13 protein-coding genes are annotated in these 12,424 nt (G+C 52.7%); 8 read left to right on the forward strand and 5 right to left on the reverse strand.

Annotated elements, in window-relative coordinates:
- Window positions 1-12: 12 nt before the first annotated feature.
- Window positions 13-1,251: a peptidase T gene (pepT, locus tag AB4Y96_RS07700; protein ID WP_441916489.1), complete on the reverse strand. Its 1,239-nt coding sequence runs from the start codon at window positions 1,249-1,251 to the stop codon at window positions 13-15.
- Between the two features lie 163 nt (window positions 1,252-1,414).
- Between pepT and AB4Y96_RS07705 the strand changes: the two genes are divergently transcribed.
- Window positions 1,415-3,013 (forward strand): ABC transporter substrate-binding protein, encoded by a 1,599-nt coding sequence (locus tag AB4Y96_RS07705; RefSeq protein ID WP_441916490.1) that lies wholly within the window; start codon window positions 1,415-1,417, stop codon window positions 3,011-3,013.
- Window positions 3,014-3,108: 95 nt separating this feature from the next.
- On the opposite strand, the gene AB4Y96_RS07710 is transcribed toward AB4Y96_RS07705, so the two are convergent.
- Window positions 3,109-3,696, reverse strand: a complete 588-nt coding sequence (locus AB4Y96_RS07710) for a response regulator transcription factor (protein ID WP_441916491.1) — start codon at window positions 3,694-3,696, stop codon at window positions 3,109-3,111.
- 833 nt (window positions 3,697-4,529) lie between these two features.
- On the opposite strand from AB4Y96_RS07710, the gene AB4Y96_RS07715 reads away from it, so the two are divergent.
- The 7 genes from AB4Y96_RS07715 to AB4Y96_RS07745 all read left to right on the forward strand — a co-directional run bounded on the left by AB4Y96_RS07715 (window position 4,530) and on the right by AB4Y96_RS07745 (window position 10,354).
- Window positions 4,530-4,889, forward strand: a complete 360-nt coding sequence (locus AB4Y96_RS07715) for a hypothetical protein (RefSeq protein WP_441916492.1) — start codon at window positions 4,530-4,532, stop codon at window positions 4,887-4,889.
- A 479-nt stretch (window positions 4,890-5,368) separates the two neighbouring features.
- Window positions 5,369-6,559 carry a cyclopropane fatty acyl phospholipid synthase gene (cfa, locus tag AB4Y96_RS07720; RefSeq protein ID WP_441916493.1) on the forward strand — a complete coding sequence of 397 codons (1,191 nt, stop codon included), beginning with the start codon at window positions 5,369-5,371 and terminating at the stop codon, window positions 6,557-6,559.
- Window positions 6,560-6,753: 194 nt separating this feature from the next.
- On the forward strand, window positions 6,754-7,260 hold the full coding sequence (locus AB4Y96_RS07725) for an Lrp/AsnC family transcriptional regulator (protein ID WP_091881401.1): 507 nt from the start codon (window positions 6,754-6,756) through the stop codon (window positions 7,258-7,260).
- Window positions 7,261-7,347: 87 nt separating this feature from the next.
- On the forward strand, window positions 7,348-8,136 hold the full coding sequence (locus tag AB4Y96_RS07730) for an ABC transporter substrate-binding protein (protein ID WP_441916494.1): 789 nt from the start codon (window positions 7,348-7,350) through the stop codon (window positions 8,134-8,136).
- 104 nt (window positions 8,137-8,240) lie between these two features.
- Window positions 8,241-8,918 carry an amino acid ABC transporter permease gene (locus AB4Y96_RS07735; protein WP_091881406.1) on the forward strand — a complete coding sequence of 226 codons (678 nt, stop codon included), beginning with the start codon at window positions 8,241-8,243 and terminating at the stop codon, window positions 8,916-8,918.
- The gene (locus AB4Y96_RS07740) at window positions 8,915-9,589 is read left to right on the forward strand and encodes an amino acid ABC transporter permease (RefSeq protein ID WP_441916495.1); all 675 of its coding nucleotides are present in this window, start codon (window positions 8,915-8,917) and stop codon (window positions 9,587-9,589) included. The genes AB4Y96_RS07735 and AB4Y96_RS07740 overlap by 4 nt, the downstream gene beginning before the upstream one ends.
- A gap of 36 nt (window positions 9,590-9,625) precedes the next feature.
- Window positions 9,626-10,354, forward strand: a complete 729-nt coding sequence (locus tag AB4Y96_RS07745) for an amino acid ABC transporter ATP-binding protein (RefSeq protein ID WP_091881410.1) — start codon at window positions 9,626-9,628, stop codon at window positions 10,352-10,354.
- A gap of 18 nt (window positions 10,355-10,372) precedes the next feature.
- Here AB4Y96_RS07745 and AB4Y96_RS07750 read toward each other — a convergent pair whose 3' ends face one another.
- From AB4Y96_RS07750 to AB4Y96_RS07760, 3 genes are read right to left on the reverse strand one after another with little or no spacing between them, the layout of a single operon-like run.
- Window positions 10,373-11,107 carry an amino acid ABC transporter ATP-binding protein gene (locus tag AB4Y96_RS07750; RefSeq protein ID WP_441916496.1) on the reverse strand — a complete coding sequence of 245 codons (735 nt, stop codon included), beginning with the start codon at window positions 11,105-11,107 and terminating at the stop codon, window positions 10,373-10,375.
- Window positions 11,085-11,744 (reverse strand): amino acid ABC transporter permease, encoded by a 660-nt coding sequence (locus AB4Y96_RS07755; RefSeq protein WP_441916497.1) that lies wholly within the window; start codon window positions 11,742-11,744, stop codon window positions 11,085-11,087. Before AB4Y96_RS07755 ends, AB4Y96_RS07750 begins: the two co-directional genes overlap by 23 nt.
- Entirely contained in the window at window positions 11,741-12,412 is a 672-nt protein-coding gene (locus AB4Y96_RS07760) for an amino acid ABC transporter permease (RefSeq protein ID WP_441916498.1), read from the reverse strand. The genes AB4Y96_RS07755 and AB4Y96_RS07760 overlap by 4 nt, the downstream gene beginning before the upstream one ends.
- Window positions 12,413-12,424: the final 12 nt, after the last annotated feature.

Raw genomic sequence — 12,424 nt, forward strand, 5'->3', positions numbered from 1 at the left:
GATTGTGAAAACCTATCCCCTATCCGGATTAGCCGCACGACGCAGAATCTCAACAACCATTTCGGAAGCTTTGATGAGCGACCCAACCGGAAGAAACTCGTAGAGCGAATGGAAGTTGTGAGCCCCGCAGAAGAGATTGGGGCATGGTAAACCTTTTTCCGAGAGTACGGCTCCGTCGTAACCACCACGCATCGGAATGGACTTGGGCTCCACGCCAATTGCCCGCATTGCTTCCAGTGCCAGATCGACTGGATAGCGATTAGCGCCCTGCAGACTTTCGGCAACGTTGCGATACATGGGCGTATAAGTGGAAACTACAGTCTGGGCACCATGGAGCTGGTTGAAACTTTCAACAAGGTTCTGCACGAAGTGACGCCGATGCTCAAAACCGGCCTGTGTAAAATCGCGGATATCGAGGACAATTCGAGCCTCGGCAACGGTGCCATGGATGGATTTTACCCAATAATAGCCTTCCCGGTTTTCCGTATATTCAGGACGCTCCCCTGCCGGAAGCATCGATATGAACTGCTGGGCAAATAGAACCGCATTGCGCAGCTTTCCTTTGGCGGACATCGGGTGAGCCGTCTGGCCCCGCACCGTTATGTGGAACTCGCCCGCGTTCCAGTTCTCATAGACAATCTCGCCGATCGCACAACAATCCAGTGTGTAGGCGAAGTCTGCGTTAAGAGATGCTACATCCAGCGCCTTGGCGCCCAGAAGACCAATTTCTTCATCCGGAACAAAGACAACCTTCACGTCGCCGTGCTCGATTTGCGGATTCGACTGGAGGGTCTGCATTGCGTGCATGATCTCGGCTATGGCCGATTTGTTGTCTGCGCCGAGCAGGCTCGTTCCATCTGTCACGATGATGCGGTCACCGACATAACGCTCGAGTTCAGGAAACTCGCCTGCCCGCATGACGACACCGAGCGCTTCGTTCAGCACGATGTCACCACCGTTGTAATCTATGATTTGAGCATGCGTATCCGTGTTATACTCGTGGCTGGTATCCAGATGGGCTACCCATGCAACGGTCGGAATTTTGCGACCTTTATCCATCACGTTGGATGGAAGCGTACCCACTACGATTGAATGGTCTCTTTCCTCAACGCTCAGACCCAACGCACGCAATTCGCCGGCCAGCAAACGCGCCAGAACCGTCTGCCCCGAACTGGAGGGCAGATGCCCCGCCCCCGGCACTGTGGTGCTGTTGATGCGGGTGTAATTCAGAAATCGTTCAACAACGTCCATTGGGGTTCCTTACATCTGACCGAGGGGCTGATTTCAATGATTCCCCCTCTTGCGACAAGTGTTTATTGATTGATACATTTGTATTGCATTGTTTCAAACCCTCGTTGATAAATTCTAATCCCACCAACTGCGGCAAGTTGATTCCTAGAAGAGACAGGACGATATGAAACTCCCCGAAAAGATTTTTTCAGCGACCATTCTAGCAATCGCATTGAGTGGACCGGCATTAACCGCTGCCTCGGCAAAAACATTGATCTATTGCTCGGAAGCCTCCCCGGATGGCTTCGATGCTGCTGCCACCACATCAGGTGCAACCTATGACGCCTCCGCGCGCAACGTTTCCAATGGTCTTATCAAGATAAAACGCGGTTCAACCGAACTTGAGCCTGGACTTGCCGAGAGCTGGGCTATTTCCGCAGATGGCAAAGAATATACATTCCATCTTCGCAAGGGCGTAAAGTTTCAGACCACCAGTTATTTTACCCCAACGCGGGATTTCAATGCCGACGATGTCATATTTACATTTGATCGACAGGGCAACAAAGCCAATCCCTACAACGGCAAAGGGGTTTGGCCACAGTACAATTCCTATTCATTTCCAAGCCTGATCGAAAAAATCGAAAAACTTGACGACAATACCGTCAAGTTCGTCCTCACCCGGCCAGAGGCAACGATGATTGCCTCCTTGTCCCTCACATTTGCGGTGATCCAGTCAAAAGAATATGCGGACAAGCTTCTGGCTGAGGGTAAGCAGGATCAATTTGGTCTGTTCCCTATCGGGACAGGACCCTACCAGTTTGTCGATTATCAGCCGGATACGGTCATTCGTCTGCAGGCCAATCCTGATTATTGGGGAGGCAAGCAAAAGATCGATGACCTGATCTTCGCCGTCACGCCTGATGCCTCTGTCCGGTATCAGAAACTGAAAGCGGGTGAATGCCATGTTATGGCCTATCCTAATCCGGCGGATATTCCAGAGATGAAAGCCAATCCGGCGATCAATGTGCTGCAAAAAGAGGGCCTTAATGTTGGCTTCCTGGCGTATAACACATTGGCGGTTCCATTTAACGATGTTCGCGTGCGCAAAGCCATCAATATGGCTGTCAATAAGCAGGCGATTATCGACGCAATTTATGGTTCGACCGGCATAGTTGCCGTCAATGCAATCCCGCCCGGCGTCTGGTCTTACAACAAGACGATTAAGGACGATCCATACGATCCAGAGCAATCGAAAAAATTGCTGGCCGAAGCAGGCGTGAACGATCTTTCCATGAAGATCTGGGCAATGCCGGTTCAACGTCCTTATATGCCGAATGCGCGCCGCGCGGCCGAGATGATGCAAGCCGATTTGGCGAAGGTAGGGATCAAGGTCGAAATCATTTCCTATGATTGGACCGAATATCTGAAAAGATCGTTGGAAAAGGATCGGGATGGCGCTGTCATTGTTGGTTGGACCGGCGGAATTGCCGATCCGGACAATTTCCTTGCAGCTCTTCTCGGCTGTCAGGCCATAGGCAGTGGCAATCGCGCCAACTGGTGCAATGAGGATTTTGAGAAGCTTATTCAAGCTGCGAAACTCACGACGGATCAGGCCGAGAGAACCAAGCTATACGAACAAGCGCAAGTTGTGTTCAAAGAACAGGCACCATGGATGACGATTGCCCATCAGGTCGTGCAACAGCCCATCAGTGCCAAAGTCAAAGACTTCCGGGTTGATCCATTTGGCGGCAACCTCTTCGAAGATGTTGATATAGAAGAATAGGAAAGACAGGCAACTGAGCAAGGGCTAACTTGCTCAGTTGCCGATTTCCATCCGATACCGAACCGGATGCTGACGACGTGATGCGGAAGAACGTTTTATTGAACGGCTATTTTCATCTGAACAAATTCCGCCACCGACGAGGTGCCCAGCTTTTCAGAAATATTGGCTCTATGTGCATCGACCGTTCGCAGCGAAATGTTTAGGGCGCCGGCAATTTCCTTCGAGCCCCATCCCCTGCAGACGAGGCTGAGGATTTCATTTTCACGGCGAGTTAATGTCGCAAGCAACGCCTCTGTTTCCCGTTTTTCCAACGCAACCACGAGCGCTCGATCTGCCTTGGTTAAGGCCTCGAACAGTTGCTCCTGATCAACGGGCTTTGAAAGAAAGTCCACAACACCGGATTTGAATGCATCCCGGCAACTGTTCAAATCGCCATGTCCGGTGATGATTATGATCGGCCATATAATATCTCTCGATATCAGTTCCCTCTGCAATTCCAGTCCCGACAGTTCGGGCATCTGCAAATCCAGAAGCAAATAACCGGGCGGTAGCGGATCGACCTTTTGGAGAAAGTCCACAGGATCGCTGAAGGTCACAACATCTATCTTGTACGCTTCGAAGAGCAGGCAAAGCCCTTCCCTGACCGCAGAATCATCATCAACGAGGTAGACCGGATAGCGCATCAAAGCATCACCTTGTCCAGTTGTGACAGACATATTGTAAATTGGGCACCTCGGTCATTCAAGACATTAACTTTGTTGCCGATCATACCGAACTTTCAACATCGAGAACGAACTCAAACTTGCAGTCTTCCAAGTGACGACCCGTCGATGGTGGCAAACGCCACCACTAACAGGTATTAGCCCCATCATTGGGGATAGTGTTACTGGAACACTCAAGCGGACAAATGAAGCCAATTCTCCCAATTTTCATGCCCATGAGGGAGGAGAACAATGCTTAGCGCATAGTTCTTCAGCCCCAGATCGCGCAGGCACCAATCACCCACGGATTCGAAATTAAAAAATACGTCGATGAAATACTGCCACAAGAATAGGCTTCAACGATTTAACCATAGATGGCTTGGCAATTCGGCATTATGAAACCCCTGTATAAATCTCCATAAAATACGAACTCATTCAAAAACAATGTTGCACTGGTGCAATAGGATCATAGCGCATGCGGATAATACATTCGTATTTGTACCTAGCGGTACGATTCTGACATTTGTATGTTGTGCATGATGTCAAATTCGTTCCCTGAAACCTTTGGCGTTCAACCCGGACAGCAACATTTTGCATGTCCAGTTACCCAGATCGAGCGCCAAGCTTTTAAATTCAACGAACACGCCATCGAACCGGCTCGGGATGCCACAAGGAATACCCACCCCTAGGTAGCCATACATATTTATTCTGATCTGGCCGCGTACTACACTGTACTGAGTTGCCTCAACTGAGAGGCTCTTCGGACACACGTTGGAAATAATGGCAAATGTCATCTACCGGATAATGGACAAGGCATGAATGATTTCCAGACGGCACACCCGATCAAACCGCGAGAGTTGTACCGCTTTAAGCGTGCAGCTCAAGATGTTCTGATGATAGCGCTTTATCGAAACAAGATGAATCCTGCAGTCCTCAAATCAATCGTTGCCGATGATGCGGTGAACGCGATTATCACCCTGCTCATCCACGCGCAGCGTGCGGACCAGGAACAAAAATCTACGAGAAGGCAAATCCGCCGCGCAAAGATGGCACACGTCACCCAGGCACGAGCCTCCCGTGTCTCCTTAGCCGCTCCCAAACTCAAACAAAGCAATCCCAGTGAAAGCGCAAATGAGGTCGAGCAAAGTGCAGAAACTTGCGCAACGTCGGAGTAACGGCGCTGGACCGCAACTACGGCCAAGCTGACGGGCGACCAGCCTTTCTCAAGCACCCTTGCATCAACACTCGACAGGTGCGAGTGGTCAATTACACGGTCATTTGCGCCCAAGACCCACGCAATGGGTAAATCATTGTAGCAGGCTTGTTCTGACGAAAAGGCGACAAGCCGGCAAACGTGTGTTCATTTGAATGAAGAATGACAAAGCAACAAATCACTCGCAATAGGTAATACTACTGATATGCCCGGATCGCACACCGGGCGAAATAGCTTGGACGACAAGGATCGTTACAGAGATTCGTCAGGATTTTCGGCGAAACGTCATGCTGGTTTCCCACCAACAATTAATCTCTTCGACTGCATATCTGGTAAATGTGCAGTTCCATGAAGGTTTTGACATTTTACTATCCATACTGCTCATATAGCTCCCACTGATGTCTTGACGGTACAGTCAAAAATACCAACGCGGGAGCTAGCATGGACCTTGATTTTGACAATGGATCGACAAGGAAAACAGCACCGCAACCAACGACACCCAGTGGCACGAAGGCCTCCGCCATCGGAACGCTGGGTAATCTTCTCGGTCGCGCCGGTATCCGGATTAATGGCGACGCTCCATGGGATATTCAGATCAAGGATGAAAGAGCCCCCACCCGCATACTGGCTCAGGGTAGCTTGGGACTTGGCGAAAGCTACATGGATGGCTGGTGGGATTGCGCATCTCTGGATATCTTCTTTGAACGGATATTTCAGGCCAATCTAACAGAGCATGTCACGGCAAAAGACATTGTGCAGACATTGAAAGCACGTTTGCTCAACCTGCAAAATAGCAGGCGGTCATGGCAGGTCGGCAAGGCGCATTACGACGTTGGCAATGATCTTTTTTCTGCAATGCTTGATAGCCGCCTGACCTATTCCTGCGGATATTGGAGAGAGGCCGACAATCTCGAAGATGCGCAGGCAGCAAAGCTCGATCTCGTTTGCCGTAAACTCGGCCTTCAGCCCGGAATGCGCCTTCTGGACATTGGTTGCGGCTGGGGCAGCCTTATGCAATTTGCTGCAGAAAACTACGGCGTTTCCTGTGTTGGCTTGACGATATCCAAGGAGCAGGCAGAGTTCGCGCGTCAAAAGCTAAGCGGACTGCCTGTGGAGTTTCGTCTGGCCGATTATCGCTCGTTCAATGTAGACGGGCAGGAGAAATTCGACCGTATCGCGTCAATCGGCATGTTCGAGCATGTTGGCCACAAAAATTATGGTGCTTTTTTCGATACCAGCAAACGCAGTCTGGTCGCAGACGGATTGTTTCTGCTGCACACGATTGGAAGAAAACGCACCCGGAACGTCATAGACCCCTGGTTCGATCGCTATATTTTCCCGAATGGTGAACTGCCATCCCTGAATGAAATATCCACCAGTGTGGATGGCCGGTTTGTTATCGAAGATGTTCACAACTTCGGAGCCGATTACGACAAGACGTTGATGGCGTGGCATGTTCGATTTGAAGCGGCGTGGCCACAATTCGCGTCGAAGTACGGCGAGCGGTTCTATCGGATGTGGCGATACTATCTCCTGTGCATGGCAGGATGTTTCCGGGCTCGCCAGATACAGCTTTGGCAAACGGTTCTCTCGCCATCAGGTGTTCCGGGAGGCCATCTGCGCCATTCCTAGAACGCCAACGTAAATCATGTGGGCGGAGGCGTTCTCACGGTGGACCTGGGTGCGTTTATCCGTCAGCACAAAGCTACTGGCACGAACGAATGTAAATCTATCAGAACACTTGTATTGTGAATTCATCACGCATAGGATGTTTTATATCAGAAAGAATTTTCTTCATTTTTTTCCACTCATGAAAGTCAGCCCATTTGCGGGATCATCTCGACCAGACCGATCGTCGGCTCGTCAAACTGCTTTCACAGGATGGGCAGCTCGCCATTACGCGGCTTGCCGAGATGATGGAGATATCCGTACCCACGGTGCGGACCCGTCTGCGCAACCTGCTTGACCGGGATCTTCTCAAGATTACAGGGTCGCTCAATCTGACCGAGCGGCCGGAATTGATCTCGGCGATTGTCGGCGTCAATGCACAAGGGCGTGGCCGAGCCCGCGAGATTGCGCGGCGCATTGCGGAATTACCCTTTGTGAGTTCCGCATCCGTGGTGACAGGACGGTTCGATATCATTGTCGAGGTTGTCGTTGCCGGGGATGTCGCTGATCTTTACCGCGTCACAAGTGAATTGATTCCCGCGGTCGGCGATCTGGGAGAGATCGTTCGCACCGAAACCTTCGTGGTCATGGCGTCATGCAATAAATGGGTGACCTTGCCGGAAGGCTGCTGGTCGGAAGGTCCCGACCCAACGCCTGTTGAATGATTGAGTTGGAAGATCCCGTCCGAGGAGGTCGGACTATACCAATAACGCCTAAAAATAGGCGGGGCATATAACGAGGAGGAACAGAGAATGAAGGTTGCCAAACTGGTTATCGCAGGTCTTGCGATGCTCACTGCGGCCAGTGCCGCAAATGCCGGAACGCTGGATGATATCGTCAAGCGCGGGGAATTGCGTGTTGCGGTACAGACGCAGGGCCCTCCCTTTTCCATGGTTGATCAGGCAGGCAAGCGCACCGGCAGTTCCGTGGAGCTTGCCGAGCTGATGGCAAAGGAAATGGGCGTAAAGATCAGCTTTCTCGATTTTGATTGGGATGGTCTTATTCCGGCGCTTCTGTCAGGGAAGGCCGATCTGCTTGTCGCAGACATGACCCCGACCCTGCCGCGCGCCATGAAAGTCGCTTTTACCAAACCCTTCATGTTCACAGGCAGCACCGTCTTCGCAAAGGCGGGGAGCAAGTTCACGACGATCGACTCCTGCAAGGCGGCAGGCACCAAAATCGCCGTTCTGCTCGGCGCTACCGGCGAAAAGGTAGCCAAGGCGACATTCCCGGATGCTGACATCAAAAGCTACAAGGGTGGCGGTCCGCTCCTGCTCGATGCGGTTAACAATGGTCAGGCCGATTGCGGCGTCAACGACGTCTCAGCTGTAAAGGGCCAATCCGCCGCCTATCCGGCCGGAACGTTCACCGTGATGCCGGAACTGCTGTCGAAAGAGCCGCTGGCATTTGCCACCCGCTACGATGAACAGGACCTTCTTATCTGGATGAACCTGTTTCTCGATCAGGTAGCAATTGATGGCCGTCTCCAGAAAAACCTGGATTACTGGGTCGAATCCGATGCCTGGAAAAAAGATCACTAGGCATGGATAGGTTTGGGTGGTCGTAGCCGGTTCGTTAAAGCCGCCTACGGCCACCCACCTGCCGGATCACTATTCGCACGGTCGCCTGAGGGATCATCCCGGACATGCTTGAAAATTTCAGCTTTCGCACCATCGTCGAATACCTGCCGCTGTTCGGCCACGGCTTCCTCGCGACGCTTTGGCTGTCGATTGTTTCCTTCGCCGGTGCTCTTGCTGTCGGAATAATTCTTTGCGCCATGAATTTGCAGCGCTCGCGCTTAGCCAATGTCCCCGCAAAGATTTATATCGATGCCATTCGCGCAACGCCTCTGCTGGCACAGCTTTATTTCCTCTACTTTGGCCTGCCACGACTTGGCATTGTATTGCCGGAACTCGTTGTCGGTATCCTCGCTCTATCGTTGAACAGCGGCGCCTATATCGCCGAGATTATTCGGGCGGGTATCCTGTCCATCTCACGCGGACAAGTGGAGGCAGGTATTGCATCGGGGATGACCTACATGCAACGCATGCGCCTCGTGGTATTGCCGCAAGCGTTCCGCGTAACAATTCCTCCGCTCCTTGGCCAAGCCATTGTGCTGGTGAAGGACTCTGCGCTGCTCTCCCTGATATCGGTCTCGGAACTGACCCGCGCCGGGCAGCTCCTGGCTTCAGACCGCTTCATGCCGGCTGAAGGTTTTATTACAACCGCTGCCTGTTATCTCATCCTCTATTATGGGCTGAAGGGCCTCGCAGCCCTGTCAGGCCGGTGGCTTGGCCAACAGTCAGTCAGGAGCCGCACATGATCTGGCAGCAATTCCAAAGTCTTATCGGCAGCTATCCGCTGGCTCTGCGGGGTCTAGGCATGACCGTGGCACTATCACTCATCAGCCTTGTCGTTGGCACGCTTGTCGGCTTTGCCCTCGGCATATTGAGGACAGGCGGTGATCAATTGATCAGCCGGGCCATTGGTGTCTGGGTCGATCTGATACGCGGCACACCGTTCCTTGTGCAGATTTTCCTGATCTTCTTCATCCTGCCTGAATTGGGCATTGAGCTTGACGCGTTCACAGCCGGTATCATCGCTCTATCCAATCTGGCTGCCTGCTTCATCTGCGAAATCGTTGCCGCTGGCATCCGTGCTGTTCCGACCGGGCAGGTCGAGGCGGCGCTTGCATCGGGCTTGTCACGCTGGCAAAGAATGCGGCAAGTTGTGCTGCCTCAGGCCATGCGGATGTCGCTACCGCCGCTAGTGGGGCAATATGTGCTTCTTATCAAGGATTCGTCGGTTGTCTCGGCAATCGGCTTGACCGATCTCACCCGGGTTGGCTGGCTTGTCGTGCAACGGGTGCCGAATGGCCTTCTTGTGTTCGCCATTGTTGGCATTGGCTATTTTGTCGTCTGCTATCCACTCATACTGCTCGCCCGCAGGCTCGAAAGCCGCATGGGCGCTGCGCATGGCGAGGTACAATTGTGAGAATGGGCCGACACTTCATCAAGGAAGGTATCAGGCATGATTGAGTTTCGCGGCGTCAATAAATGGTTCGGAGCGCTGCATGTGCTCAAGGACATCACACTCAACGTGGAACCGCGTGAAGTGGTGGTGGTTTGTGGACCAAGCGGTTCCGGCAAAAGCACTCTGATCCGCTGCGTCAACGGCCTCGAGAGCACCAAGGACGGCGATCTTGTTGTTGACGGACATCGTGTCGGTGACCCCGCGACCGACATGACCGAACTTCGGGCCGAGGTTGGTTTTGTCTTTCAATCCTTCAATCTCTACCCGCACAAGACGGCCTTGGAGAACGTCACTCTCGCACCGATCCATGTGCGCAAAATCGCTCGTTCCGCAGCGGAAGCAGCCGGACGCGAAATGCTTGCAAGAGTTGGACTCGCCGACAAATTCAACGCCTACCCATCGGAACTCTCAGGTGGTCAGCAGCAGCGCGTCGCGATTGCGCGCTGTCTTTGCATGCGGCCCAAGATCATGTTGTTTGATGAACCGACATCTGCACTCGACCCTGAGATGATCAGCGAAGTGCTTGACGTTATGGTCAGTGTTGCCGAAGAAGGCATGACCATGATGGTCGTCACCCATGAAATGGGTTTTGCCCGCAAAGTTGCCCAGCGGGTGGTTTTCATGGATGCAGGCGCTATTGTTGAAAGCGGCACACCGGAAGAGTTTTTCTCCAATCCAAAGACTGACCGCAGCCGTGCCTTCCTCAGCAAGATTCTGCGCCATTGATACCAGATTCCAGCTCGCTCAATGTTCTGCTGAAAAACCGAGGAATTGCTTTAGCTCAGGTGTCTGTGGATTGGCAAAGACCTCTTCCGGCTTGCCGATTTCATGTACCCGGCCCTGATGCATAAAGACGACCCGGCTACAGACGTCGYGGGCAAACTTCATTTCATGCGTTACCATCAAAAGTGTCATACCCTCAGCCGCCAGTTCGCGCACGACGGCCAGCACTTCGGCCACCAGTTCCGGGTCAAGCGCCGACGTGATTTCATCACACAACAGAGCGATGGGCTGCATAGCCAATGCGCGGGCGATGGCCACGCGCTGTTGTTGACCGCCTGATAATTCATCGGGAAACGCGTCGTATTTGTGTGCCAGACCAACCCGGTCAAGCATCTTGCGAGCCATAGCCTCCGCGTCCGCCTTCGGCGTCTTCTTGACCACCATCTGAGACAGCATGACATTGCCGCCCGCAGTCAAATGCGGGAACAGATTGAATTGCTGAAAAATCATCCCGACCTTGAGCCGCAACGCCTTGAGATGCAGCTCATCTGGAAGCAATTGTGCACCCGCAACCGCTATGGAGCCATCGTCGATCAGTTCCAAACCGTTGATGCAACGAAGCAGCGTGGATTTACCCGAACCACTTTTGCCAATAATCGCAATGACTTCACCGGGATCAACATCGATATTGATGCCTTTGAGTACCTCGTTCGATCCGAAGCTCTTGCGGACTTCAGTGACTTCGATGAGCGACATTGAGTTTCCTTTCCAGAATCTGGCTGCTCTTCGACAGTGGCCAGCAAAGAGCAAAATAGAACAAGGCGACAAGCCCGTAGACAGTGAAAGGCTGGAAAGTGGCATTGGTAACAATGGTGCCAGCCTTGGACAGCTCAACGAAGCCAATGATTGAGGTGAGCGCCGTACCCTTTATAACTTGCACAGAGAAGCCGACCGTCGGCGGTATCGCGATCTTCAGCGCCTGCGGAATGATCACGTAACGCATCTGTTGGACGTAACCCATGCCCAAACTGGCTGACGCTTCCCACTGCCCTTTGAAAACCGATTCCACACAGCCGCGCCAAATCTCGGTGAGGAATGCCGCAGACCAGAGGATCAATGCGAAACCGGCGGCCAGCCACGCAGGAACATTGATGCCAAAGAGACCAAGGCCAAAGAAAGCGAGGAACAGCTGCATCAGCAGCGGTGTCCCCTGGAACAATTCGACATAGTATTTGGCTATAAACCGCAGGAAACGCCCGCGCCCAATGCGCATGAACAAAAGCAATGTCGCAACAAGCCCGCCACCAATGAACGAAACCAGCGAAAGCAGAACCGTCCAGCGCATGGCAAGCAGAAGGTTGCGCACAATATCCCAAAGCGTGAATTCGGTCATCGGACGGATCTCCTTGGGAAAATCAACCGTCCCGTGACAACCAGGATCTGTCGCAGGAGAATGGCCAGCAGCAGATAGATGGCAGTCGAAACGAAGTAAGCCTCGAAGGCCCTGAACGTTCGCGACTGGATAAAATTGGCTGCGAAAGTCAGGTCCTCGACAGCAATTTGCGAAACGACTGACGAGCCAAGCATGACGATGATGATTTGCGACGTGAGCGCCGGCCATATCCGCTGCAGCGAAGGCACCAGAACCACATGACGAAAGGTCTCGAAGGGCGACATGGCGAGACTGGACCCGGCTTCGAACTGTCCGCGCGGCGTCGCCTGAATGCCAGCCCGGATGATTTCACAGCTGTAAGCACCAAGATTGATGATCATCGCCAGATTGGCCGCCTGCAATTCACTCATCTGCACACCGAGCGACGGCAGGCCAAAGAAAATGAAAAACAACTGGATCAGGAAAGGCGTGTTGCGGATCAGTTCGACATATAAGGTTACGGGCGGCCGCAACCATTGAGGACCCAAGCTCCTGATCCAGGCGCAAAGGATGCCAAGCGCTATGCCGATGACTGCACCAACGGCAATCAGCTCAACAGTGATAGTGAGCCCCTTGAGAAAAACCGGCCAATATTGCGCCAGCCAGCTATAATCAAATACATATTTCAAAACGGAACCCCG

Source organism: Phyllobacterium sp. TAF24, from assembly GCF_052113785.1.
Lineage (GTDB): Bacteria > Pseudomonadota > Alphaproteobacteria > Rhizobiales > Rhizobiaceae > Phyllobacterium.

What these genes read in the sequence shown, in the direction of transcription:
- cfa (WP_441916493.1), top strand. Translation starts at nt 5,369, where the DNA reads ATGGACCTTGATTTTGACAATGGATCGACAAGGAAAACAGCACCGCAA.
- AB4Y96_RS07745 (WP_091881410.1), top strand. Translation starts at nt 9,626, where the DNA reads ATGATTGAGTTTCGCGGCGTCAATAAATGGTTCGGAGCGCTGCATGTG.
- AB4Y96_RS07735 (WP_091881406.1), top strand. Translation starts at nt 8,241, where the DNA reads ATGCTTGAAAATTTCAGCTTTCGCACCATCGTCGAATACCTGCCGCTG.
- AB4Y96_RS07740 (WP_441916495.1), top strand. Translation starts at nt 8,915, where the DNA reads ATGATCTGGCAGCAATTCCAAAGTCTTATCGGCAGCTATCCGCTGGCT.
- AB4Y96_RS07755 (WP_441916497.1), bottom strand. Translation starts at nt 11,744, where the DNA reads ATGACCGAATTCACGCTTTGGGATATTGTGCGCAACCTTCTGCTTGCC.
- AB4Y96_RS07710 (WP_441916491.1), bottom strand. Translation starts at nt 3,696, where the DNA reads ATGCGCTATCCGGTCTACCTCGTTGATGATGATTCTGCGGTCAGGGAA.
- AB4Y96_RS07715 (WP_441916492.1), top strand. Translation starts at nt 4,530, where the DNA reads ATGAATGATTTCCAGACGGCACACCCGATCAAACCGCGAGAGTTGTAC.
- pepT (WP_441916489.1), bottom strand. Translation starts at nt 1,251, where the DNA reads ATGGACGTTGTTGAACGATTTCTGAATTACACCCGCATCAACAGCACC.
- AB4Y96_RS07705 (WP_441916490.1), top strand. Translation starts at nt 1,415, where the DNA reads ATGAAACTCCCCGAAAAGATTTTTTCAGCGACCATTCTAGCAATCGCA.
- AB4Y96_RS07730 (WP_441916494.1), top strand. Translation starts at nt 7,348, where the DNA reads ATGAAGGTTGCCAAACTGGTTATCGCAGGTCTTGCGATGCTCACTGCG.